The organism is Rhizobium jaguaris (assembly GCF_003627755.1).
Lineage (GTDB): Bacteria > Pseudomonadota > Alphaproteobacteria > Rhizobiales > Rhizobiaceae > Rhizobium > Rhizobium jaguaris.
The window spans coordinates 1,656,182-1,679,500 of the sequence record NZ_CP032694.1; the positions used below are offsets into that span (position 1 = coordinate 1,656,182).

Consider the following 23,319-nt stretch of genomic DNA (forward strand, 5'->3'; position numbering starts at 1 on the left):
CTTTATGCGCTTCGATCGGCTCTCTATTCTCCGCTACGGCGCGCTGACCGACCGCACGCTCGATTTTCGCGCCGGCGCGAAGCTGCATGTCATTTACGGGCCGAACGAGGCCGGCAAGTCCTCGGCGCTCAGTGCTATTTCCGATTTGCTTTTCGGCTTTCCCGCTGCAGCCGAACAGGACTTCCGGCATGAGCTGACGAGCCTGCGTGTCGGCGCCGCCGTCAGCTCGCGCGATGGTGCGACACTTGCTTTCCGCCGCCGCCGCGGGCGCAAGAACACTTTGCTCGCTCCTGACGACAAGGAGACGCCGCTTGCCGAAGATGCCTTGGCGCCGTTCCTCGGCAATTTGAGCCGCGACGTTTTCGAGCGCGCTTTCGGGCTCGATTCTCTCCGATTGCGGCAGGGAGCGACGGCCATGCTGCACAGCGGCGGAGAGATCGGCAGCCTGCTGTTCTCCGCTGCCTCCGGTCTTACAGGCCTCTCTCGCTTACGGCAGTCTCTTGAGGGCGAAGCGGACGGCATCTACGCGCAGCGGCGGTCGAAGGATCGCCGTTTCTACCAGGCACTCGATCGCCATGACGAGGCGCGCAAGGCCGAACGCGACTATGAGCTCAAATCCGGTGACTGGAAGAAGCTGCTGTCGGAAGCCGCGGAGCTCGAAGCCGAACTGGAACGCCTACAGGACCAGCGCCGGCAGACGCGGCAAGCGCTCGACCGGCTGCAGAGGTTGAAGACGTTGCAGCCGCTCTTGGCCGATATCGACGGCGAGATGGCGGCTCTTGTCAGCCTCGCCGATCTCTCTGCGATGCCGGACAGTTTTGCGGACGGGCTGGAGCAGGGCCTGAGCGACAAGCGTTCCGCCGAGGACGAACTGCGCCGTGCCCAGCAGCTAGCCACGCGCACCAGCGAGGAGCTGTCGTCGATTCACATAGACGAAGCGCTGCTGCGGCTATCGGACGATATCACGCAGCTCTTTGCTGAGACCGGCAACTACCGCAGCCAACGACAGGATCTGCCGCGCGTCGATCAGGAGTTGGCTGGTTTTGACGCGGCACTTGCGCAACTCGCCCGCCGTCTTGGCTGCGCTGATGTCGAGCAGTTGGATAAGCGGCAGCCGAGCGATGCCGACCGCGCCCGCCTTTTCGAACTGGTAGAGGAGGGCAGACGTTTGCTTCTCCAGGGCCAGGGGCTCACGGAGCAAGTAGATAGCGAGCACAGACAATTGACGGCGCTGGAGAAAGACAGTCTCTCAGGCCGCCTGATCGACCCTCGGCCCTATATCGACCAGCTGGAAGCATTGGCCCACGATCTCTCCGCCCTTGCCCGCCTGGATGGGTGGGAGACACAGATCCGCCGCGTCAAAACGGACCTTCAGGAGGCGGCCGCTCGCTTGCGCCCGCCGGTCGCCGATATCGAAGCGCTCTTTACCGCGCCGCTGCCGGATAGCGCCGAGATTGCCGCGCATCGCGAAACGATTGACACCATCCGCGGCAGTCTGCGCGAGGCGTCCGACAAGGCGCGCGTTCATGACGAGCAGTTGGCGGAGATCGAGCAGGCGCTGGAAGATGCCGAGCGCAAGGGTCCGATCGTCACGCATGAACAGATTGCCACCGCACGCGACGCTCGTGATGTCCTATGGCAATCGATCCGCCACGTCTTGGCGGATGGTGGCCTGCCTTCCGATGGCAAGACGATCGCCACCTTCACGACAAGCCTGGTGGAAGCGGATCGCCTTGCCGATGTGGCACTGAGCGATGCAGAGCGGGTTTCGCGTCATGCGGACAATCTGCTGCGGCAGGCGCGGCTGCGGCAGGAGCGTGAGGCTGCCGCGAAGCGACTGCAACAGTGCGAAGAAACATCGGTAAAGGCGCTTGCGACCTTTGCGGCGCTGTTCGAGCCCTGCGGTATCACCGCCCTCGATCCGGCGGCCATGCTGGAATGGCGGCGGGCGATCGACGGGCTATTCCGGGAGCGCCGCGCTCTGCGCGATCTGCTGGACGAGCGGGATGAAGCTGCCCTTGCTGAGGCGCGTGTCTCGCCGGCCCTGAAGGATATCGCCGACGCCACCGGCTATAAAAGCGGCCGGCTGCCGGCGGGTGCGATGGCAGAAGGGCTCCGAAAGCACCTCCGTTTGCTTTCGGAGCGTTGGAGCGAGAGCCGCACGCGCGAAGGTGAGATCGTCTCAGCACGCGATCGGTTGACGCGCCTCGGGGAGCAGCAGCAGGATATCGGGCGGCGTCAGGCCGTTTGGCGCGAAGCCTTCGACAGGGCTGTCCCGCTCTTCGGCCTTCCCGAAGATACAACATTGGATATGGCTGCTGCCGCCTTGAAGGCATGGGTCGAGCTGCCGGATGTTCTGGCGGAGCATGACAACCGCCAGCGTCGCGTCAGCGGCATGCGCCGCGATATGGCCGATTTTGAGCGGCGGCTCGCCACACTCGCCGCAACCGCCGGCTACGAACTCGACCACTTGCCGCCGGACGCCGCGGCCGAGGCGTTGCACGCTCGCGTCAATGCGGTGCGTGGTGAACAGAAGAAACGCGACCGGCTCGACGAAGAACGCCAGCAGGCGGAGGCGCAGGCTATCCGCTGTGGCGAGGCGGTCGCAACTGTCATGGCCGATCTTGCACGTCTGACGGCCGATCTGCCGGAGGATACCGATCTGCCGGCATTGCTCTTGCGCCTGCGCGAGCGTGCCCGGCGGAACACACGGCTGATGGAAAGCCGAGGCCGTTTCCGCCAGCAGGCCAATGGCGACGGCGAGGACGAAACTCGCGCCCAGCTCGCCGGCTTCGAGCGCGTCGCCGCCGAGCTGGAGATCGAGCGGTTGACCGCCGAAGATCTCCGGCAATTCACAGCCCATGGCGAACTCACGGCGCGTCTGTCGGAAAACCAGCGCCAGCGGCGCGCATTGGAGACCGGCGTCAGTGCCGAATACGCCGTCTTCGAAAAGCTCTCCGCCGAGCAGGAAGCCAAGGATCTGGCGCGGCAATGGGTGGTGCTGAAACTCGCGGCACGGATGCTGGCAAGCTCGATGGAGGCCTATCGCGAGCAGCAAGCCGATCCCGTCATCACGCGGGCAGGGGATCTATTCTCGCTGCTGACCGGCCACCGCTTCGCGCGACTGGTCGAGGAACATGACGAGAAGGACATTTTGCAATTGCTGGCGGAGCGCTCGGGCGGCGAGCGCGTGCCGCTGGAGGGCTTGAGCGAGGGCACCGGCGATCAGCTTTATCTCGCCTTGCGGCTCGCCTTTCTCGAGGATTATTCATCCTGCAACGAGCCCGCGCCATTGATCGTCGACGACATCTTCCAGACCTTTGATGACGACCGCGTCAGCGCCGGCCTGAAGGCGCTCGCCGGCACGGCGGAGCGTTTCCAGACCATTCTCTTCACCCATGAAATGAGCCTGGTGGAGATTGCCAAACGGGAGATCGGCCAGGATTTGGACCTCGTCCGCCTGTAACGGGCCGGCAAGCGTCTATGTTGTCGCTTGGATGACGTCATCGGATGGCATAGGCTGACCGCAGAGAACAAGGCGCGGCAAGACGCCGCCATGTCGGTAAAGCAGGAGAAACGCCGTGGAGATCAAGCCTAACGGATCGCGCCCGACGCTCATGGCGCCGGCCGAATACTTCACCGGTACTGTACGCCAGGAGCCGTTGATGCAGGCGCAGGCACCGGCCCGCGTCCAGGTCGTGAATGTCAGCTTCGATCCGGGCGCCCGCACGGCTTGGCATACGCACCCCTTTGGCCAGACGCTGGTGGTGACATCCGGCAAAGGCTTTGCGCAGAGCTGGGGCGGCGAAATCCGGGAAATCAACGCCGGCGACGTCCTCTGGTTTGCCCCTGGCGAAAAACACTGGCACGGCGCCGGGCCGGATACCGCGTTGACGCATATCGCCATTCAGGAAATGCAAGACGGCAAAGCCGCCGACTGGATGGAATATGTAACCGACGAGCAGTATCGCGGGTAAAGGCGGAACGGCTCGATCGGTTTGGAAGCGCGGCGGTTCTTTCGGATCAGGGTGGCCGCTGCGGCCTCACATCGATGGAATATGCAGCTTCGTTGCGATCAAGATCTTAGGGTCTGACTTGTCTCGGCTGTATGCCGGATTGATCGCCCGGTCGTCAAAGGTCTGTGTCGCATGCAGCCGTCGCAAATTGTCCTTCTCTCGCTCAAATCGCTTTTTTCGTTCTCCCGATTTGTCGGATCCCCGTGAAACCGATTCATGGTGGTAGAGGCAGGCGAACGGCGTCCAAATGATGCGGAAGCCTGCTTTATAGGCCCGCAGGCAATAGTCGACGTCATTGTAGGCGACGGCGAAATTGTCCTCATCGAATGTGCCGATCGCCTCGGCGCAGTCGCCGGAAATAAGCATGACCGCGCCTGTGACACAGGTCATCGAATTGCGGACATGCAGCCTGTTCATCGGGCCGCCGAAATCCCTAGGCTTGTTCATATACCAATGACCCGCCAGCCCGCCAAAGCCGATGATGACGCCGGCATGCTGGATCTTGTCGTTCGGATAGAGAAGCTTGGCGCCGACAATGCCGGTCCCCTCGTAGGCGAGACAGGCCACCATCTCCTTCAGCCAATCGGGCTCGATTATCTCGACGTCATTGTTGAGGATAAGATAGTGCTCACCCTTGGCGGCACTCAGACCGCGGTTGATCGACCGGGAGAAATTGAAGGGCTCCGGCGTGATCGAGGCCGAAAACTGCGGATGCGTTTTGCGGTAATGCTCGTAGAGATCCAGCACGGACTTATCCGAAGAGCCGTTGTCGACGACAAGCACTTCGAAATTGGCATAGTCCGTTCGCTCGAAGATATCCTTCAGCACCCGCGAAATCAGGTCGAAGCTATCCTTGCTGGGAATAATGATGGAAATCTTCGGCCATGAATTCTCCGGACGCTCGAACACTACGCGATGCAGAGTTTTCGTCAGTGCGCCGTCGACGCGAACAGGCTGCTGTTGGCGCTCAAATCGTTCGACAAGCGCCCTTCGGGCGTTGGCGGTCGCGGCATCCATGAATTTTCGCGAATAGGTATGGCCATTGCGCCGCCACCAATAGGCAGGGTAGGGCAGGTGAAGGATGGCATTGCCGGGCAATCCTTCCAGATAGCGCAGCAGCAGGTCATAGTCCTGCGAGCCATCATATCCGGTGCGAAGATAACCGATCTCCCGAAGCCGGCTGCGCCGGTAGATGGAGAAATGATTGATGTAGTTGACGCCCGTCAGAAGAACGGGGTCGTAGTCCGGCTTCAACATCAGCCCGGTGGGCTTCAGCGTGTCGTCAACAACCAGTTCGTCGGTATAAAGGAAGCTCGCATTCGGATTCCGTTCGAGCGTGTGCCGCACGACTTTGAGGGCATGCGGGGCGATGACGTCGTCATGGTCCAGCAAAGCGACCCACAGACCGTGTGCATGCAATAGTCCGGCATTGGTGGCGGCCGCTATGCCGCCGTTCTTTTCGTTCAGGACGAAACGGACATTGTCTTTCGATCTCTGCGTCTCATACCACCGCAGTGTTTCAGGCGAGGTCGATCCGTCATCGCTCAAGATGAGCTCCGTACCTTCTTCGTTTTGTGCTTCGAAGGATCTTACGAGATCGTCGAGATATCGAGACGGCGCGTTGTAGACCGGAACGACAACGCTGAGCCATAGTCCCGCCGTCGAGGAAACAGGCGACGCAGCGAGATCGGCGGCAAGCCGATAGCTCGCCTCCGCATATTGTATCGTCGCGCTCGGCGAACGTTTCCCGAAGGCCAGCTTCGGCATCTTAGTCCAGTATTGCGCCAGCTTACCGAGATCGACGCGTTCTGCTGGCCCATGCGCGTCCAGCAGCGCTGAAATATGCTTTTCGGCCGATTTCACTGAAGAAAATGCCGCAACGTCGAAGCTGAACGTGGTTGGGAAGCTGGCCGGGTCGGCGCGCAGGGAGCAGATGGTGCCGACCGCTCCCACGTCGGCCGTGATGATGAAGCGACGCCCTGCCGACAGCGTGACCGCATCCTTTTCCCGGAAGCCGCGACCGCGATTGACATAGAACTTCGGGTCAATGGCTTCATCGGTGCCGGCTATATGAGCGACGACGAGCCTTCTCCTGACAGGGGCGAACCGAATTTCGAAGGCGGGATCGTCGCCAAGCGATTTCCATAGATTGGGATGGGCACCGGGCGAAATTTCCCGTTCAAGATCGTCGTTGGGTAAAATCTTAAGTGTCATTGATTTCTTAATATCCAAATCCCAGCCGCGGATAGCGTTCCCATGGCTGGCCATCAAGCCATATCACCGAGCCCATCGAAACGTATGCCTGGAAATGCCAGCGTCGCATTCTGCCGCATTTTTTCTATGGACTGTTGTGTGGCATTGCGCGCAATCATTCGCCGGTCTCCATCCTCCACAAGCTGATCGATGGCCATCAGCCATTCCTCCATCGTGTTGCCGATGTGAATCTCTCCGGCAACGGCACAACGTGCAAATGTCGTGCATCGGGAAAATATGGCGGCGGCTCCCATGCGGCTTATGTCGATCCGCTTCGTATCCGCGCGGCTGTCGTTGGTCCGTCCCGCCAGGAGCGGCGTCAAGGCAATGTCGGCGCCATGATCCGTGGTCCTTGCAAGATAGGACGACCACGGCAACTGTGGGCTAATCGTCATTCTGTTCGGTTCAATGTCCTGACGGCGCCATCGGCGCGCAAGTTTGCCATCGGCAAAAACCTCGAAATGCAAATTTTCATGCTTGCGCATTGCCGAGCTGACGACCGGCATCAGGAATTCGTGCTCATGGCGGTGAATACCGGTGGCATGATAGACCATTTTCAGCGCGGGAACCGTCTCGCCCTTGATCTCGGCTGATTTCCTGGCGGGCTTTGCCGGCATCGGCGCCAGGATCTCGACCTTATGGCTGGCATTCGCCAGCGTCTCCGCCAGAGCCTCCGTCGATACCCATAGATGAGTCAGCAACCGGTTGAGGCGAGGGAGCGGCCGTATGGCGAAATTGAGCAGCCTGAATTTGTAGGGCCAGCTGGCTTCGTCGCCTGCCACGACGGCTGGGATATCGTCGTCGATGAAATATGCCACGCCCGCCAGGCTGTCACGCCTGCGCTCCAGCCAGCGCAATTGGGGCTCCTTGATGTAGCGGCAAATGATGACAAACAGTCCTTCACCATCGACATCGTCCAATCTGTCGTCGAGCCCCCGCATGAAGATCGGGATATTGGCAAGAGCTTTGGTTCGCTCATCCAGATAGTAGCTGGCACTAGGATTAGGGTGTCGCGATAGAATCAGAAGCTGTTTTGCAGCGGGAGCAATACCATCAAGGGATGTAGCGCAAGGCTGCGGCCTGGGTATCAATCCGTGGATGATGTTGCGCAGACTTTGCATGGATGACCGACCGAGCGCAATTAGCCTAGACGATTTCGCACGGACGTCAGCAGGCTGACGACAATGCCCCAAATTGCCAAGGTCGCTGCCAAAACGCCACAGATCCAGAGCGCCCGTTTGGGATATTCCGCTTCACCCGGCAGGTCCGGCGCAAGAAACGTATCGAGATAGAGGAGCTGTTGCTTGCTGACGAACTGCACTTGCTCCAGCGTTCTCATACTCGCGGCGAATTGCTGTTCGGCCAGGCTTTGCTCCAGTTCTCGCTGAGACATATCGACCGACACGTCGGCAAGGTTCTGCTCCGATTTGTTTTGTCCGGCCACCTGGCTGTTCAGATCCTCGAGTTGCTTTTCCTTGCTGTCGATCTGGCGCTTCAGAACCTTCATCTGTGGCGCATTGGGCGATACCGTTCCGAGCAGCGCGTCGTATTTCTGCTGAAGGTTGACTTTGTCCGTCTGCACGCTCGTGATCAAACCCGTGAGAATGGCCGATGATCCTTCGACGCTGAGGACGCCGGTTTGATTGCGGGCGAGCTGAAGCTGCTCCCGCGTTTTCTGCAGTTGAGTCTTCGCATTGTCCAAATTGGTTTGAGCGGTGGTTGTGACATCGCGCCACATGCGGTTGTTGACGTCGTTGACAACGGCTTCGGAAGCCGTAACGACTTCTCTTAGTATCTTTTGCGCGTCGGTGGCCGAAAAGGCGCGGACCTTTACGGTCACGATACCGCTGTTGGCGTCGGTTTTGATCGAAACCATATCCTCCCAGTAGTCGAGCATTTTCTCTGACGTAGCATCCTGCTTCAGCCTCGCAAGCGGGTCGATCGCCGGATTTCCGTAGAGTTTTCGGAAGTCGACCTTGTCCTGGAGAGCGGCCACCATATCCTTGCTGGTAATGAAATTGGTAACGATCAGCGTATTCTGAATAATCTCCGCCGATGGCAGGCCGGTTACTTTGGCCAGCTGGTCCTTGCCGAGTGCCGGCGTCGATGACCGGACGGTAAAGCGTGTTTCGGACTGGTATTGATCCGAGGCCATGTGTGTGAAGTAGTAGATCGACGCGGCATTCGGGATAATGAGAAGCAAGATCGTTAACGCCAGAATCGCCCTGCCAATAATCTGCTCAAGGGGGCGGGGGCGCAGTCCGACTGCTTTATAAAACTGGCTTCGTTTTGATGTCGAAAAGCGCAATTTGCGCGCAGTCACCGACAGTTTCGCGGCAACATCGCGGCTGTGCTGGATCGCACTGAGCTGAACAGTTTCAGACGTCTTTCCGGTATCGTGAGCCATTTTGGACCTTGTTGACAATCCGTCGCATCTTATCTGTTCAACCTGTAGTACGCTTCGATGGCCTGTTCGACCTTGTCGAAAATCATGAGTCTGCCGTCGACGAGCACCATTCCCTTGTCGCAATGTTTTTTGATCATGCTCATACTGTGGGAGATCATGATGATGTCTGAATATTTTCGCCGGCTATCAAATGCGGCGCGACAGCGTTCCTGGAACCGAGCATCGCCCACGGCCAGAACCTCGTCGACAAGATAGCAGTCGAATTCGATGGCCATGGAAAGCCCGAAGGCCAATCGGGCGGCCATGCCGGAAGAATAGGTGCGTACCGGCGCATTGATATAGTCGCCAAGTTCAGCGAATTCCTCGACAAAACGGGAGACTCGCCTGACATCCTCCCCATAGGCGCGGGCAACAAAGTGAAGATTCGCGCGGCCGGTCATATAGGGATTGAAGCCGCTGGCCAGTCCCAATGGCCAGGACACCCGAACGTCTTTGATGATCTTGCCCGAATTTGCCAGCATGGTGCCGGCAATCATCCGCATTGTCGTCGATTTTCCCGCGCCGTTCACGCCGAGCAGGCCGTAAGAATAGCCGGACATGAATTCGCAGGTCACGCGATCCAGGATTACCTTTTTGCTATTTTGCGTCTTGAAGTATTTCGATACGTTTTTGAAGCGGATCATCACGCATGTCTCACTTATATCTGATGATCCTGCACGGACGCCCAGATCAATGAGAGGGTTGTCCAGACAACGGCTAGGCCAAGCAATATGATGAGTGGCGTGGTGATCCGGTGAGGAAAGACGGCTTCATCCGGAAGCGTTGGGTTCACGAAAACAGCGAGGTAAAGCGTTTTTCGAAGCGCTTCCGCAAGCACCGCATCGTAGTTCCTCTGCGAAGCCTCATAAAGCCTTTCCGCGATTACCCGGTCCGTATCGAGCCTGGAGTATTCCAGCAGCGCTTTGGCCAGACTCGCATTTTCCGGCCCGGTCAGTTCCGATTTCTTTTTGTCGATCTGAGCATCAAGGCTTTGCAGCGCAAGCGTCAGTTGTTGGTAGGTCGGAGAGCCCTCCGCATGTGACTGCTTCATCACGAAAAGGCGCGTTTCGAATTCGAGCTTCTGCGCAAGGAGTCCCGTCAGCAGCGTGCTGCTGTCCTTGGCCTGCGCCTCTGGACTGAGAAGCCCGGATTGATGCTGAAATTGATTGAGCGCGGTCAAGGTGTCGGCATAGGCCTTCCCGCTTTTTTCGACATCCGCCTGCATGCTTTGCACGATGTCGTTGCGTGCGCGTTGCGAGAGCTCGTTGATCAGCGCTTCGCTCTCCTGGATGATGGCGTTGGAGAGCTTTACGGAATCGTCGGGCGTGAATGCGCGAACCTTCAAAGTGATGATGCCGGAGGAGACATCGATGTAGGCACTGACGTGGTTTTGCCAATAGTCCAGAAATTTCTCGTCTGATTTCGACGAGCGGAATCGAGACAGAAAATCCGCATCTTCCCGCGTGAACATGGATCGATAGTCGAGTTTCTTGCCGATCCGTTTGAGGATCTCCGTCGAGCGAATGAAGCTCGTAACAACGTAAGCATCCTGTGAGGCAGAACGCATATTGAGAAGGCCCGCAGGCCCGCCGCTATTCTCGGATCCGCCACTGCCGTCGCCCTTGTCGTCTGAACTGGTGCCGGAGAGGGCGCGAACGGCGAAGCGGGCTTCAGCAACGTACTGATCTGAAGCGATGAAGACGTAATAGATCAAGCTCGCCAGAAACGGCAGGATGACCATCAGTAAAAAGCTGAGGAGGCGAAGCGGTGGCTTGCCGCCGGACTGGGGCGCGGGTTCCTGCGTGCCGGGTACCGGTATATATTCGATCTCTTCCAGATCATTGTGCTGGCGCCGTTCGGGCACCCGTCGCCGAAACAATGACGGTAAGAGATGTCGCGCCGGCTTTACTCGCGGAGACCGCTGATCGATCGCCTCTTCAATGGTTATTTTGGGCATGTCGGCTTGCATTCGTTTTTAGCAATTCCGGCGCGGTCGGTTTCATCGCCTCACGCACGTAATGATCAAAAATAAGGTCTTCCTCGAGCATCAGCTCGGCAATATGCAAAGAGCGTAATCTGGTCGCGACGTCCTCCAGGGCGGTGTGCCGGGAGAGCAACGGAAGCTCGCCTATGGAAATACCGAGCAGCTCACCAATCGCGTCCTGAAAATGAAGGCTGTCGGCATCATGCCCGACAACGGTGAAACGTGAGAGCAGCTCGATCGCCGCAGCAATGTCGCCACGCGTGGCGAGTTGCTCCGGGCTGCTGGCGACCAGTTGGCGGGTAACAGGGGACACCAGAACGTTTCTGACATTCTGCGATGCTTTCTTGAGCGCCGATTTGAGGGACGACTCATTTTCGAGATCGACCTCAGCGAAATGTTCCGCCGCCGGTGCCAGGATGATCTTATCCCGGTCGCCAAAGAATGAGATCTGGGTTTTTGCCATCCGCTTCAAAAGAAATATGCGCAGGGCCAATTCATAATAGGGGTCCGTGAGCAGAACGATGGCTTTGAATCCCTTGTCGAGAAACTCCTCATAATTCCGCAGCAGCAGGCGCCCGCTGATATAAATCGACTGGATGGCGTTGAGATGAAAGGCCTGGAGCGCGGTTTCATGGCCGAAACGCTCTACGGACGACAGCTCATATTGAAAATGACGGCCGCAGTGATAATCGAATTTGACCATCGGCAGGAGCTGTGTTTCCAGGCGCAGGATCTTCAGTGGGACCGGTTGCGACACTTGTGGCCGCCGATAGATCAACACTCCCGACATCCTCGGTGTAAACGAGGCGCTCTACCAACTGAGCTAATCGCCCGTCATGCAAGCGGGTCATTGGCCCGCCGCGTTCGGTGGCCGTGATCTATGCGGAACGGCAAAAAACCGCAAGAGTGTTTGTGAAGATTTTTTGATTTTTTTGATGGCGTCGCTCCGTCAAGTCGATATCGATACTCCGTCCTTTCGCAAAAGCAGCCTGGCTCTGGAGCGTGTATGAGCCGCTTTTGAAATGCGTGAGACGCGAACCTGCCATGCCAAATCGGCGGAGCCGGAATGTGTCGGCGACGGTCGCGCAAACAATTCGCACTCTGTCATGGATTTGTATTTAAACCTGCTTGACACCCAAACACGAACCCCGTAGTTAGCCGCTCATCGAACGGCGAGAGGCCGCTTTGATGGATGCGAGAGCATCCGGAATGCTTGAAATGAAGTGCGGGTGTAGCTCAGTCGGTTAGAGTGCCGGCCTGTCACGCCGGAGGTCGCGGGTTCGAGCCCCGTCACTCGCGCCATTTTAAAGCATAATTGCCGGATTTCGCATGGCCGATAGGTCAAACGATGCGCGGGTGTAGCTCAGTCGGTTAGAGTGCCGGCCTGTCACGCCGGAGGTCGCGGGTTCGAGCCCCGTCACTCGCGCCATTTGTTTCAAGCCATTACAATCAATCATCAATTTGCTGCGACTGCGAAAACACCGTTCCGCGTTTGCGCGGATTTGTCGCGATATCGTTGCAGCTTGTTGATAAGCCGTGTTCGGTAGTGCTTGAAACGACATATTCAAAAGGCTTGCGCCCGCGCTCCGGCTGCGCTAACCACGGCTCTGTTGCAACGCTCTTTCGCTTGGCTTGGGCATTTGCTCAGAGGCGCCACCCCGGCGCCCATGGCAAGCAGGGATGGACATGATGACTGGACTGCTCAGTTCCTATATTCCGATAGCGATTTTCATTGGTATTGCCGTGGTGATCGGCCTGGCGTTGTTGATTACGCCGTTTGCCGTCGCCTTCAAGGCGCCTGATTCGGAAAAGCTGTCGGCTTACGAATGCGGCTTCAACGCATTCGACGACGCCCGCATGAAATTCGACATCCGCTTCTATCTTGTGTCGATTCTCTTCATCATCTTTGACCTGGAAGTCGCCTTCCTTTTCCCCTGGGCCGTATCCTTCGGTGCGATCGGCTGGTTCGGGTTCTGGTCGATGATGGTGTTCCTGGCGGTGCTGACCATCGGCTTTATCTATGAATGGAAGAAGGGAGCGCTCGAATGGGAGTAGCCCAAAGCAACACGACGCTCGTTGCGCCGCAGCCGAAGGGGATCATCGATCCCGCAACCGGCAAGCCCGTTGGCGGCAATGATCCGTTCTTCGGCGAGATCAACAATGAGCTCGCCGACAAGGGCTTCCTGGTCACCTCGACCGACGAGCTGATCAACTGGGCCCGTACCGGCTCGCTGATGTGGATGACCTTCGGCCTTGCTTGCTGCGCCGTCGAAATGATGCAGGTTTCCATGCCGCGTTACGACGTAGAGCGCTTCGGTTTTGCACCGCGTGCCTCGCCGCGCCAGTCTGACGTCATGATCGTCGCCGGCACGCTGACCAACAAGATGGCCCCGGCTCTGCGCAAGGTCTACGACCAGATGCCGGAACCGCGCTACGTCATCTCGATGGGCTCCTGCGCCAACGGCGGCGGCTACTATCATTACTCCTATTCTGTTGTGCGCGGCTGCGACCGTGTGGTGCCGATCGACATCTATGTACCGGGCTGTCCTCCCACGGCGGAGGCGCTGCTCTACGGCGTCCTTCTGCTGCAGAAGAAAATCCGGCGCACCGGCACGATCGAACGGTAAGGCAGAGGACAAGGCAATATGAGTGAAGCCCTGAACGAACTCGCCACCTATCTCACGGAAGTTCGCGGCGCGCTGATTTCGTCGTTCGAGATCAAGTACGGTGAGCTGAACGTGACGACATCAGCGGCAAACGTGGTCGCGCTGCTGACGTTCCTGCGTGATGATGCCAAATGCGGTTTCGTCAACCTTACGGATATTTGCGGCGTCGACTGGCCGCAGCGTCCCGATCGTTTCGATGTCGTCTACCACCTGCTGTCGCCGAAGAAGAATTTGCGCATCCGCGTCAAGGTTCCGGTCGCCGAAGATCAGCCGGTTCCCTCGGCCTGCAGCGTCTATCCCGGCGCCGATTGGTTCGAGCGCGAAACCTGGGACATGTACGGCGTTCTCTTCACCGGCCACCCGGATCTGCGCCGCCTTTTGACCGACTACGGCTTCGAAGGCCATCCGCTGCGCAAGGATTTCCCGACCACCGGTTTCGTCGAAGTTCGTTATGACGACGCTGCCAAGCGCGTCATCTACGAGCCGGTCGAGCTGAAGCAGGAATTCCGTAACTTCGACTTCTTGTCCCCTTGGGAAGGCACGGATTACGTGCTGCCGGGCGATGAGAAGGCGAAGGCATAATTTGATGGCGTGTGGCGGGCCTTGAGGCTTGCCATTCTCTGAATATCTGAAAACGCGAGCATCGCCGCCATGACAGAACACAACGTTCGCAACTTCAACATCAATTTCGGTCCGCAGCACCCGGCTGCGCACGGCGTTTTGCGTCTTGTCCTCGAATTGGACGGCGAAATTGTGGAACGCGTCGATCCCCATATCGGCCTGCTGCATCGCGGCACGGAAAAGCTGATCGAGACGAAGACATATCTGCAGGCCGTTCCTTATTTCGACCGCCTTGATTACGTGGCGCCGATGAACCAGGAACACGCCTATGCGCTGGCTGTCGAAAAGCTCCTCGGCATCGAAATTCCGATCCGTGGCCAGTTGATCCGCGTGCTCTACTCGGAAATCGGCCGCATCCTTTCGCATCTTCTGAACGTTACGACGCAGGCCATGGACGTCGGTGCGCTGACGCCGCCGCTGTGGGGCTTCGAGGAGCGTGAAAAGCTGATGGTGTTCTATGAACGCGCATCTGGCTCGCGCATGCATGCCGCTTATGTCCGTCCGGGCGGCGTTCACCAGGATCTGCCGGAAAAGCTGGTGCAGGATATCGGCGACTGGTGCGATCCCTTCTTGAAAGCGCTCGACGATATCGACGAGCTGCTCACTGGCAACCGCATCTTCAAGCAGCGCAACGTCGATATCGGCGTCGTGTCGCTGGAAGACTGCTGGGCATGGGGCTTCTCTGGCGTCATGGTCCGTGGCTCGGGTGCCGCTTGGGACCTGCGTCGCGCGCAGCCCTATGAATGCTATTCCGATCTCGAATTCGACATTCCGATCGGCAAGAACGGCGACTGCTACGACCGTTACCTGATCCGCATGATCGAGATGCGCCAGTCTGTCCGCATCATGAAGCAGTGCGTCAACCGCCTGCTCGGCGATGCCAAGACCGGCCCGGTCTCTTCGCTCGACGGCAAGGTCGTGCCGCCGAAGCGCGGTGAGATGAAGCGTTCGATGGAAGCGTTGATCCACCATTTCAAGCTCTACACTGAAGGGTACCACGTGCCCGCCGGCGAGGTTTATACCGCCGTCGAAGCGCCGAAGGGCGAGTTCGGCGTCTATCTCGTCTCCGACGGCTCGAACAAGCCGTATCGCTGCAAGATCCGCGCTCCGGGCTATGCGCATCTGCAGGCCATGGATTTCATGTGCCGCGGCCATCTGCTTGCCGACGTCGCGGCCGTGCTCGGTTCGCTCGACATCGTGTTCGGTGAGGTGGATCGCTGATGCAGCTTTGGCCGGTCCTCGTTGCGGCGCTTCTTGTTGCTTCCGGAGCTTCGGCTCAGCAGGTCGGCAAGACGCAGACGTTGCCCAGCATCACCGTGCAAGGTTCGAATGCGAAAAGTTCGAATGTTGCCAAGAGTGGAAATACGGCTTCGCAAAGCGCGGTATCGACCATGGGCGATCTCGTGTCACGCGGCTATGAAATAAAGGCCGCTGTGCCCAACGGCGGCAAATTCGTTGTGTTTATGCAGAAAGACCAGTCGGCCTATGCCTGCGAATTTTCGTCTCTGACGGATACGCGGTGTGGGTCCTTAAACTGAGATAAGGCGTGAAAGATGTCCGTTCGTCGACTAGCCGAAGATCAATTCCAGCCTGCCGCCTTCGCCTTTAACCAGGAGAACGCGGTTTGGGCGGAAAAGACGATCAAGAAATATCCCGAGGGCCGTCAGCAATCCGCGATCATCCCGCTGATGATGCGGGCGCAAGAGCAGGATGGCTGGGTCACCAAGGCGGCCATCGAAAAGATCGCCGATATGCTCGACATGGCCTATATTCGTGCGCTCGAAGTTGCCACCTTCTATACACAGTTCCAACTGCATCCGGTCGGCAGCCGCGCCCATATCCAGGTGTGTGGCACGACGCCCTGCATGCTGCGCGGCGCCGAGGGCTTGGTGAAGGTCTGCAAGAGCAAGATCGCCGACCACGCGCTGGAACGCAATGCCGAAGGCACGCTTTCCTGGGAAGAGGTCGAATGTCAGGGCGCCTGCGTCAACGCACCGATGGTTGTTATCGGCAAGGATACCTATGAGGATCTGACGCCGGAACGTCTCGAAGAGATCATCGATGCATTTGTCGCAGGCAAGGGCAGCGAAGTCCCGACTGGCCCGCAGATCGATCGCGTTTTCTCTGCACCGGAAGGTGGTTTGACTTCGCTTCTGGATTCGCCGAAGCCGGCGACGAAGAAGAAGTCCGGTGCTAAGGTTGTCGCCGAAGCGGGGGCGGTGCCATCCGAGCCAGCGGCTGTCGGCAACAAGGCTGAGTAAGAGGTAAGGCATGTTACAGGATCAGGATCGCATCTTTACCAATATCTACGGTCTCAAGGACAAGTCCCTGAAAGGCGCGATGAGCCGCGGCCATTGGGATGGCACCAAGCAAATCCTCGAAAAGGGCCGGGACTGGATCGTCAACGAGATGAAGGCTTCCGGCCTTCGCGGTCGTGGTGGCGCAGGCTTCCCGACGGGCCTGAAGTGGTCCTTCATGCCGAAGGAAAGTGATGGCCGTCCGCATTATCTCGTCGTCAACGCCGACGAGTCTGAGCCGGGCACCTGCAAGGACCGCGATATCATGCGCCACGATCCGCATACGCTGATCGAAGGCTGCGTTATTGCCGGCTTCGCCATGGGCGCCCACACCGCCTATATCTATGTCCGTGGCGAATACATGCGCGAGCGCGAAGCCCTGCAGGCAGCCATCGACGAGTGCTACGATGCCGGTCTTCTGGGCAAAAACAACAAGCTCGGCTGGGATTTTGATGTTTTCGTTCATCATGGCGCCGGCGCTTATATCTGCGGCGAAGAAACCGCGCTGCTCGAAAGCCTCGAAGGCAAGAAAGGCCAGCCGCGTCTGAAGCCGCCGTTCCCGGCCAACATGGGTCTCTACGGCTGCCCGACCACCGTCAACAACGTCGAATCGATCGCCGTTGCGCCAACGATTCTGCGTCGCGGCGCTGCCTGGTTCTCCTCCTTCGGCCGTCCGAACAATGTCGGCACGAAGCTGTTCATGCTTTCCGGGCACGTCAATCGTCCGTGCACGGTCGAAGAAACGATGGGCATTACGTTCCGCGAACTGGTCGAGAAGCACGGCGGCGGCATTCGTGGCGGCTGGGACAATCTGCTTGCCGTTATCCCCGGTGGCGCGTCGTGCCCGGTCGTTCCGGCGGCCGACATCATCGACTGCCCGATGGATTTCGACGGTCTGCGCGAGGTCAAGTCCTCCTTCGGTACGGCGGCTGCGATCGTCATGGACAAGTCGACCGACATCATCAAGGCGATCGCCCGCATCTCGGCCTTCTTCAAGCATGAAAGCTGCGGCCAGTGCACGCCGTGCCGCGAAGGCACGGGCTGGATGTGGCGCGTGCTGGAACGCATGGCTCGGGGCAATGCGCAGAAGCGCGAAATCGACATGCTGTTCCAGGTGACCAAGCAGATCGAAGGCCATACCATCTGTGCGCTCGGCGACGCCGCCGCGTGGCCGGTACAGGGCCTGATCCGCAACTTCCGCCCGGAAATCGAAAAGCGCATCGACCAATATACGGCCAATGCGACGAGCCACGGTGCGGTGCTGGAAGCGGCCGAGTAAGGAGCGATGATGGCGAAGACCACAGATACCAGGCAGAATAGCGGAGCGGCCGATGCATCGGCTGATCTCAGCCGTATTGCCGCGGATATGCTGCGGAATTCGCCTGTTTTGCCGATCCACCCGTTGATGTCGCATCCGGCGGCCGCATTTGCTGCCGCGACCGCGATTGGGTTCGGCTTCTCGTCGCAGATGGCGGGCGCGTTCTTCGGCGCGCTGCAAGGTGCGGTCGAGGCGACCAACAAGCTCGCTGTCGCGCTTGACGAGAAGAACAGTGCTTCTGCTGAGCCGAAGCCGGTAGCAAAGAGCGATGGGGCAGGAGAGGTGACGGCGTCGCGCGTTGCCAAGCCGGTCGAAGCAAAGCCGACGGATGTAAAGAAGACCGAACCAAAGTCCGTCGCGGCGAAAGCTACGCCAGCGAAAGTGCCGGCCAAATCCAGGGCCAAGGCCAAGGTCGTTGCTGCTGAACCGGTCGCGGCAAAGCCGGCAGCGGTGCCTGTGCGTAGCCGCAAGGCCGCCGCGAGGGCGGATGACCTGAAGCGGATTTCGGGCATCGGTCCGAAGTTGGAGCAGGTTCTGAACGGGCGCGGCATCCAGCGCTTTGCCGATATCGCTGCCTGGAACGAGGCGGATATCGAGCGGATCGATGCGGAATTCGGTTTCGATGGCCGTATCAAACGCGACGATTGGGTTGGCCAGGCGAGAGCGCTCCAGCCGAAAGGCCGGAGTTGAGAATTTTCTTTGGCCGTGCCTAAGCAGCCGAAGAGCGTGAACTAAAGCGGTGAGCATGTTGTGGGCGCGGCCTGCGATGTTTCAGCCGAGGTGCTGATCTTGTGGGGGCAAGGTTCGGCAAAGGTGATTGTGAGCAAGACCGGTGCCACGCGGCTCAAATGCCGTGCCGGTGGCGAGACGGTATTGCGATCATGAAATTGTCTGTGGCCAGGTTCGGCGGCAGACGTGACATAGGACTGAGTGGACGATGGCAAAACTGAAGATTGACGGTAAAGAGATCGAAGTTCCGGATCACTACACGCTTATCCAGGCGTGCGAGGAAGCCGGCGCCGAAGTCCCGCGCTTCTGCTTCCATGAACGACTGTCGGTGGCTGGCAATTGCCGCATGTGCCTCGTCGAGGTGAAGGGTGGCCCGCCGAAGCCGCAGGCCTCCTGCGCCATGGGCGTGCGCGACATCCGCGGCGGCCCGAACGGCGAGCTTCCGGAAGTCTTCACCAACACGCCGATGGTCAAAAAGGCCCGCGAAGGCGTGATGGAGTTCCTGCTGATCAACCACCCGCTGGATTGCCCGATCTGCGATCAGGGCGGCGAATGCGACCTGCAGGACCAGGCCATGGCCTTCGGCATCGATAGTTCGCGCTATCAGGAAGACAAGCGCGCCGTCGAAGACAAGTATATCGGCCCGCTCGTCAAGACCGTGATGAACCGCTGCATCCACTGCACGCGCTGCGTCCGCTTCACGACGGAGGTCGCCGGCATTTCCGAACTCGGCCTGATCGGCCGCGGCGAAGACGCCGAGATCACCACCTATCTCGAGCAGGCGATGACCTCCGAGCTGCAGGGCAACGTCGTCGACCTTTGCCCGGTCGGCGCGCTGACCTCGAAGCCCTTCGCCTTCACGGCCCGTCCGTGGGAACTGAACAAGACCGAATCCATCGACGTCATGGACGCGCTCGGCTCAGCCATCCGCGTCGACACCCGCGGCCGCGAAGTCATGCGCGTCTTGCCGCGCGTCAACGAGCAGATCAATGAAGAATGGATCTCCGACAAGACCCGCTTCATCTGGGACGGCCTGAAGACGCAGCGCCTCGACAAGCCCTATGTCCGCAAGGACGGCCGCCTGCAGGCTTCGACCTGGAGCGATGCCTTCGCCGCCATCAAGTCCGCGGTTGCTGGCACCAGCGGCGACAAGATCGGCGCGATCGCCGGCGACCTCGCTTCTGTCGAAGAGATGTACGCGCTCTCTGAACTGCTGAAGTCGCTGGGATCGGAAAATCTCGACTGTCGCCAGGACGGGACGGCGCTTGATCCGTCGCTCGGCCGCGCAAGCTACATCTTCAATCCGGGCATCGAGGGCATCGAAGCTGCCGACGCGCTGCTGATCATCGGCGCCACGCCGCGCTTCGAAGCGGCTGTGTTGAACTCGCGCATCCGTAAGCGCTGGCGCAAGGGCAAGTTCCCGATCGGCGTGATCGGCGAACATGCCGACCTGCGTTACTCCTACGATTATCTCGGCGCCGGTCCCGATACGCTGGCCGATGTCGTCAGCGGTTCGCACAGCTTTGCCGAGGTTCTGAGGAATGCTGAGAAGCCGATGATCATCATCGGCCAAGGCGCGCTCATCCGCGAAGACGGTGCCGAGGTGCTGGCGAATGCCGCCAAGCTCGCTGCCGCCGTCGGCGTCGTGAAGGACGACTGGAACGGCTTTGCCGTGCTGCACACCGCGGCTTCCCGCGTTGGCGGCCTGGACCTCGGCTTCGTGCCGGGCGCAAAGGGCGTCAATGCTGCTGCCATGCTGTCCTCGATGGACGTTCTGTTCCTGCTTGGCGCCGATGAGCTCGACTTCACCCGCAAGGGCGCGAAGTTCACCGTCTATATCGGCTCGCACGGCGACAATGGCGCGCACAATGCCGACGTGATCCTGCCGGCCGCCACCTACACCGAAAAGTCGGGCACTTGGGTCAATACCGAAGGCCGCGTCCAGATGGGCAATCGTGCCGGCTTCGCACCGGGCGACGCCCGCGAGGACTGGGCCATCATCCGCGCCCTTTCCGACGTGCTTGGCAAGAAGCTTCCCTTTGATTCGTTGAGAGAATTGCGAGCCAAGCTCTATGCTGCTTTCCCGCATTTTGCAGGCATCGACGAGATCGCCGAAGGCGATAGCGCCCAAATTGTCGCACTCGCGAAAAAAGCCGGCGCGATGGGTAAATCCGGGTTTGCTTCGCCGATCAAAGACTTCTATTTGACGAACCCGATAGCGCGTGCCTCTGCCGTCATGGCGGAGTGCTCGGCATTGGCCCGCAACAATTTCCAGGCTGCGGCAGAGTAAGGGCAAAGGACTATGGATTCATTCGTTTCGACCTATCTTTGGCCGGCGCTGATTATCATCGGTCAGTCCCTGCTGCTCCTGGTCTGCCTGCTGATCTTCATCGCCTATATCCTTCTTGCCGACCGCAAGATCTGGGCGGCGGTTCAGCTGCGCCGCGGCCCGAACGTCGTCGGTCCTTTCGGCCTGTTCCAGTCCTTCGCCGACCTTCTGAAGTTCATGGTCAAGGAGCCGATCATTCCGGCTGGCGCCAACAAGACCGTCTTCCTGCTGGCTCCACTCGTTTCCGTGGTTCTGGCGCTGTCCACCTGGGCCGTCGTGCCGGTGGCGCATGGCTGGGTCATCGCCGACATCAATGTCGGCATTCTCTACATTCTGGCGATTTCGTCGCTCGAAGTGTACGGCATCATCATGGGCGGCTGGGCTTCGAACTCGAAGTATCCGTTCCTTGGCGCGTTGCGTTCTGCCGCGCAGATGGTGTCCTACGAAGTCTCGATCGGCTTCGTCATCGTCACCGTGCTGCTTTGCGTCGGCTCGCTCAACCTGACCGATATCGTCATGTCACAGCAGACCGGCCTCGGCACCAAGCTCGGCCTGCCTGCCTCGTTCCTCGATTGGCACTGGCTGTCGCTGTTCCCGATGTTCATCGTGTTCTTCATTTCGGCGCTCGCTGAAACGAACCGTCCGCCCTTCGATCTTCCGGAAGCGGAATCGGAACTGGTCGCCGGCTTCATGGTGGAATATGGTTCGTCGCCCTACATGATGTTCATGCTCGGCGAATATGCCGCCGTCGTTCTGATGTGCTCGCTGACCACGATCCTCTTCCTCGGTGGCTGGCTGCCACCGATCGATATCTGGATCCTGAACTGGGTCCCGGGCATCATCTGGTTCCTGCTGAAGTCGTGCCTCGTCTTCTTCATGTTCGCGATGGTCAAGGCGTTCGTGCCGCGCTACCGCTACGACCAGCTCATGCGCCTCGGCTGGAAGGTCTTCCTGCCGCTGTCGCTGGCCATGGTCATTATCGTTGCATTCGTGCTGAAGCTGACGGGATGGGCATGATGATGTCGATCCTCGCTTCAAGCAGATTTGGAGGTTGAAGATGGCCGGAATTTCCAACGCCGTCAGCTCGCTGTTCCTCAAGGAATTCGTCGGCGCATTCTTTCTGTCGATGCGCTATTTCTTCAAGCAGAAGGCGACGATTAATTATCCCTTCGAAAAGGGACCGGTCAGCCCGCGCTTCCGCGGCGAACATGCGCTGCGCCGCTATCCGAACGGTGAAGAGCGCTGCATCGCTTGCAAGCTCTGCGAAGCCATCTGTCCTGCTCAGGCCATCACCATCGAAGCCGGGCCGCGCCGCAATGACGGCACCCGCCGCACGGTGCGCTACGATATCGATATGGTGAAGTGCATCTATTGCGGCTTCTGCCAGGAGGCATGCCCCGTCGACGCCATCGTCGAAGGGCCGAACTTCGAATTCGCCACCGAAACCCGCGAAGAGCTTTACTTCGACAAGGCGCGGCTTCTGGAAAACGGTGACCGCTGGGAACGCGAAATCGCGCGCAACATCGCGATGGACTCGCCGTACCGCTAAGCGGAATTTTGAATATGCCGTGACGGGCGGCCGAGATTGTCGCCGTCGCGGTCGAATAGAGACCGGGGCTTTGCCGGACGTTTGTCCAGCAAGTCCCATCGGGCAGGGACACTCCCGGCTGCCCGGGGGAAGACGAAAAAGGCACCAACATGGGTCTGCAGGCTCTTTTTTTCTACATCTTCGCCTTTGTCGCGGTGGCGTCGGCGTTCATGGTTATCTCGGCGCGGAATCCGGTCCATTCGGTCCTGTTCCTCATCCTGGTCTTCTTTAATGCGGCCGGCCTCTTCCTCCTGATGGGGGCGGAATTCCTGGCGATGATCCTGCTGGTCGTCTATGTCGGCGCCGTCGCGGTTCTCTTCCTCTTCGTCGTCATGATGCTCGATATCGACTTCTCCGAGCTCAGGGCAGGCATTTTGGAATATGCGCCGATCGGCGCGCTGATCGGCATCATCCTCGCCGCCGAGCTGATCGTCGTCATCGGCGGCAGCGTGATTTCGCCCACGATCGCCAAGTCGGTCGCCATGCCGATCCCGGCGCTGACAACCCGGACGAACACCGCCGCACTCGGCGACGTGCTCTATACCAACTACGTTTATTTCTTCGAGATCGCCGGCCTTGTGCTCCTGGTCGCGATGATCGGCGCAATCGTGCTGACGCTGCAACATCGCACGCACGTCAAGCGTCAGAACATTCCCCAACAGGTCGCCCGCACGCCCGCGACCGCCGTCGAGGTGGTCAAGGTCAAGCCGGGGCAGGGCGTCTAAGGCGAGGCACGAGGGTCAAAGGAACAAGAATATGGTCATCGGACTTTCCCACTACCTGACGGTCAGCGCCATCCTTTTCGTGCTCGGCGTCTTCGGCATCTTCCTGAACCGCAAGAACGTCATCATCATCCTGATGTCGATCGAACTGATCCTGCTTGCGGTCAACATCAACATGGTCGCCTTTTCGTCGTTCCTCAACGATATCGTCGGCCAGGTCTTCGCTCTGTTTATTCTGACTGTCGCCGCTGCCGAAGCGGCCATCGGTCTTGCAATTCTCGTCGTCTTCTACCGCAACCGCGGCTCCATCGCGGTTGAAGACGTCAACATGATGAAGGGCTGATAAAGCT

The 23,319-nt window shown here is 59.3% G+C and carries 20 protein-coding genes, 2 tRNA genes and 1 pseudogene; 17 read left to right on the forward strand and 6 right to left on the reverse strand.

All coding sequences use genetic code 11. The annotated features are described in order from the left end of the window. The first annotated feature begins 4 nt into the window (after window positions 1-4). On the forward strand, window positions 5-3,466 hold the full coding sequence (locus CCGE525_RS08075) for an ATP-binding protein (protein ID WP_120703835.1): 3,462 nt from the start codon (window positions 5-7) through the stop codon (window positions 3,464-3,466). A gap of 115 nt (window positions 3,467-3,581) precedes the next feature. Then, complete coding sequence (locus CCGE525_RS08080; RefSeq protein WP_120703836.1) at window positions 3,582-3,977, forward strand: (R)-mandelonitrile lyase; 396 nt, start codon at window positions 3,582-3,584, stop codon at window positions 3,975-3,977. Between the two features lie 66 nt (window positions 3,978-4,043). On the opposite strand, the gene CCGE525_RS08085 is transcribed toward CCGE525_RS08080, so the two are convergent. The 6 genes from CCGE525_RS08085 to CCGE525_RS08110 form a co-directional block, all read right to left on the reverse strand. Continuing rightward, window positions 4,044-6,230, reverse strand: a complete 2,187-nt coding sequence (locus CCGE525_RS08085; RefSeq protein ID WP_120706319.1) for a glycosyltransferase family 2 protein — start codon at window positions 6,228-6,230, stop codon at window positions 4,044-4,046. 53 nt (window positions 6,231-6,283) lie between these two features. Next, on the reverse strand, window positions 6,284-7,390 hold the full coding sequence (locus CCGE525_RS08090) for a hypothetical protein (RefSeq protein WP_120703837.1): 1,107 nt from the start codon (window positions 7,388-7,390) through the stop codon (window positions 6,284-6,286). Window positions 7,391-7,410: 20 nt separating this feature from the next. Further along, window positions 7,411-8,472, reverse strand: a complete 1,062-nt coding sequence (locus tag CCGE525_RS08095) for a KpsE/RkpR family capsule polysaccharide export protein (protein WP_245472108.1) — start codon at window positions 8,470-8,472, stop codon at window positions 7,411-7,413. Between the two features lie 233 nt (window positions 8,473-8,705). After that, entirely contained in the window at window positions 8,706-9,359 is a 654-nt protein-coding gene (locus tag CCGE525_RS08100; protein WP_120703839.1) for an ABC transporter ATP-binding protein, read from the reverse strand. A 14-nt stretch (window positions 9,360-9,373) separates the two neighbouring features. After that, complete coding sequence (locus CCGE525_RS08105) at window positions 9,374-10,672, reverse strand: KpsE/RkpR family capsule polysaccharide export protein (RefSeq protein ID WP_120706320.1); 1,299 nt, start codon at window positions 10,670-10,672, stop codon at window positions 9,374-9,376. Beyond that, window positions 10,653-11,480 carry a hypothetical protein gene (locus CCGE525_RS08110; RefSeq protein WP_245472109.1) on the reverse strand — a complete coding sequence of 276 codons (828 nt, stop codon included), beginning with the start codon at window positions 11,478-11,480 and terminating at the stop codon, window positions 10,653-10,655. The genes CCGE525_RS08105 and CCGE525_RS08110 overlap by 20 nt, the downstream gene beginning before the upstream one ends. A 444-nt stretch (window positions 11,481-11,924) precedes the next feature. Here CCGE525_RS08110 and CCGE525_RS08120 point away from each other — a divergent pair. From CCGE525_RS08120 to nuoK, 15 genes and pseudogenes are all read left to right on the forward strand, one after another. Continuing rightward, window positions 11,925-12,001: transfer RNA gene (locus CCGE525_RS08120), tRNA-Asp, on the forward strand. Between the two features lie 50 nt (window positions 12,002-12,051). Next, window positions 12,052-12,128 (forward strand) — tRNA-Asp (locus CCGE525_RS08125). A 260-nt stretch (window positions 12,129-12,388) separates the two neighbouring features. After that, entirely contained in the window at window positions 12,389-12,754 is a 366-nt protein-coding gene (locus CCGE525_RS08130; protein ID WP_028754004.1) for an NADH-quinone oxidoreductase subunit A, read from the forward strand. Then, window positions 12,745-13,326, forward strand: a complete 582-nt coding sequence (locus tag CCGE525_RS08135) for a NuoB/complex I 20 kDa subunit family protein (RefSeq protein ID WP_120703840.1) — start codon at window positions 12,745-12,747, stop codon at window positions 13,324-13,326. The genes CCGE525_RS08130 and CCGE525_RS08135 overlap by 10 nt, the downstream gene beginning before the upstream one ends. 18 nt (window positions 13,327-13,344) lie before the next feature. Next, a complete protein-coding gene (locus tag CCGE525_RS08140; protein ID WP_120703841.1) occupies window positions 13,345-13,947 on the forward strand; it encodes an NADH-quinone oxidoreductase subunit C in 603 nt (200 codons plus the stop codon). A gap of 69 nt (window positions 13,948-14,016) precedes the next feature. Continuing rightward, window positions 14,017-15,207: an NADH-quinone oxidoreductase subunit D gene (locus CCGE525_RS08145; protein ID WP_120703842.1), complete on the forward strand. Its 1,191-nt coding sequence runs from the start codon at window positions 14,017-14,019 to the stop codon at window positions 15,205-15,207. After that, window positions 15,207-15,524: a hypothetical protein gene (locus tag CCGE525_RS08150; protein WP_120703843.1), complete on the forward strand. Its 318-nt coding sequence runs from the start codon at window positions 15,207-15,209 to the stop codon at window positions 15,522-15,524. Before CCGE525_RS08145 ends, CCGE525_RS08150 begins: the two co-directional genes overlap by 1 nt. Window positions 15,525-15,539: 15 nt before the next feature. Continuing rightward, window positions 15,540-16,170, forward strand: a pseudogene (nuoE, locus tag CCGE525_RS08155) (NADH-quinone oxidoreductase subunit NuoE); the annotation flags it as partial. 87 nt (window positions 16,171-16,257) lie between these two features. Continuing rightward, window positions 16,258-17,562, forward strand: coding sequence for an NADH-quinone oxidoreductase subunit NuoF (gene nuoF, locus CCGE525_RS08160; protein ID WP_120703844.1), 1,305 nt, complete (start codon window positions 16,258-16,260; stop codon window positions 17,560-17,562). A 9-nt stretch (window positions 17,563-17,571) separates the two neighbouring features. Next, window positions 17,572-18,291 carry an NADH-quinone oxidoreductase subunit E gene (locus CCGE525_RS08165; protein ID WP_120706321.1) on the forward strand — a complete coding sequence of 240 codons (720 nt, stop codon included), beginning with the start codon at window positions 17,572-17,574 and terminating at the stop codon, window positions 18,289-18,291. Window positions 18,292-18,538: 247 nt separating this feature from the next. Continuing rightward, the gene (gene nuoG / locus CCGE525_RS08170; RefSeq protein WP_120703845.1) at window positions 18,539-20,620 is read left to right on the forward strand and encodes an NADH-quinone oxidoreductase subunit NuoG; all 2,082 of its coding nucleotides are present in this window, start codon (window positions 18,539-18,541) and stop codon (window positions 20,618-20,620) included. 12 nt (window positions 20,621-20,632) lie between these two features. Further along, window positions 20,633-21,676, forward strand: a complete 1,044-nt coding sequence (gene nuoH / locus CCGE525_RS08175) for an NADH-quinone oxidoreductase subunit NuoH (RefSeq protein ID WP_120703846.1) — start codon at window positions 20,633-20,635, stop codon at window positions 21,674-21,676. Between the two features lie 40 nt (window positions 21,677-21,716). Next, window positions 21,717-22,208, forward strand: coding sequence for an NADH-quinone oxidoreductase subunit NuoI (gene nuoI, locus CCGE525_RS08180; protein WP_028754013.1), 492 nt, complete (start codon window positions 21,717-21,719; stop codon window positions 22,206-22,208). Window positions 22,209-22,357: 149 nt separating this feature from the next. Then, window positions 22,358-22,972, forward strand: coding sequence for an NADH-quinone oxidoreductase subunit J (locus CCGE525_RS08185; RefSeq protein WP_120703847.1), 615 nt, complete (start codon window positions 22,358-22,360; stop codon window positions 22,970-22,972). A gap of 31 nt (window positions 22,973-23,003) precedes the next feature. After that, window positions 23,004-23,312, forward strand: coding sequence for an NADH-quinone oxidoreductase subunit NuoK (gene nuoK, locus CCGE525_RS08190; protein WP_120703848.1), 309 nt, complete (start codon window positions 23,004-23,006; stop codon window positions 23,310-23,312). Window positions 23,313-23,319 lie beyond the last annotated feature (7 nt).

What these genes read in the sequence shown, in the direction of transcription:
- CCGE525_RS08075 (WP_120703835.1), top strand. Translation starts at nt 5, where the DNA reads ATGCGCTTCGATCGGCTCTCTATTCTCCGCTACGGCGCGCTGACCGAC.
- CCGE525_RS08085 (WP_120706319.1), bottom strand. Translation starts at nt 6,230, where the DNA reads ATGACACTTAAGATTTTACCCAACGACGATCTTGAACGGGAAATTTCG.
- CCGE525_RS08090 (WP_120703837.1), bottom strand. Translation starts at nt 7,390, where the DNA reads ATGCAAAGTCTGCGCAACATCATCCACGGATTGATACCCAGGCCGCAG.
- CCGE525_RS08100 (WP_120703839.1), bottom strand. Translation starts at nt 9,359, where the DNA reads ATGATCCGCTTCAAAAACGTATCGAAATACTTCAAGACGCAAAATAGC.
- CCGE525_RS08105 (WP_120706320.1), bottom strand. Translation starts at nt 10,672, where the DNA reads ATGCCCAAAATAACCATTGAAGAGGCGATCGATCAGCGGTCTCCGCGA.
- CCGE525_RS08130 (WP_028754004.1), top strand. Translation starts at nt 12,389, where the DNA reads ATGACTGGACTGCTCAGTTCCTATATTCCGATAGCGATTTTCATTGGT.
- CCGE525_RS08135 (WP_120703840.1), top strand. Translation starts at nt 12,745, where the DNA reads ATGGGAGTAGCCCAAAGCAACACGACGCTCGTTGCGCCGCAGCCGAAG.
- CCGE525_RS08140 (WP_120703841.1), top strand. Translation starts at nt 13,345, where the DNA reads ATGAGTGAAGCCCTGAACGAACTCGCCACCTATCTCACGGAAGTTCGC.
- CCGE525_RS08145 (WP_120703842.1), top strand. Translation starts at nt 14,017, where the DNA reads ATGACAGAACACAACGTTCGCAACTTCAACATCAATTTCGGTCCGCAG.
- CCGE525_RS08150 (WP_120703843.1), top strand. Translation starts at nt 15,207, where the DNA reads ATGCAGCTTTGGCCGGTCCTCGTTGCGGCGCTTCTTGTTGCTTCCGGA.
- nuoF (WP_120703844.1), top strand. Translation starts at nt 16,258, where the DNA reads ATGTTACAGGATCAGGATCGCATCTTTACCAATATCTACGGTCTCAAG.
- CCGE525_RS08165 (WP_120706321.1), top strand. Translation starts at nt 17,572, where the DNA reads ATGGCGAAGACCACAGATACCAGGCAGAATAGCGGAGCGGCCGATGCA.
- nuoG (WP_120703845.1), top strand. Translation starts at nt 18,539, where the DNA reads ATGGCAAAACTGAAGATTGACGGTAAAGAGATCGAAGTTCCGGATCAC.
- nuoH (WP_120703846.1), top strand. Translation starts at nt 20,633, where the DNA reads ATGGATTCATTCGTTTCGACCTATCTTTGGCCGGCGCTGATTATCATC.
- nuoI (WP_028754013.1), top strand. Translation starts at nt 21,717, where the DNA reads ATGGCCGGAATTTCCAACGCCGTCAGCTCGCTGTTCCTCAAGGAATTC.
- CCGE525_RS08185 (WP_120703847.1), top strand. Translation starts at nt 22,358, where the DNA reads ATGGGTCTGCAGGCTCTTTTTTTCTACATCTTCGCCTTTGTCGCGGTG.
- nuoK (WP_120703848.1), top strand. Translation starts at nt 23,004, where the DNA reads ATGGTCATCGGACTTTCCCACTACCTGACGGTCAGCGCCATCCTTTTC.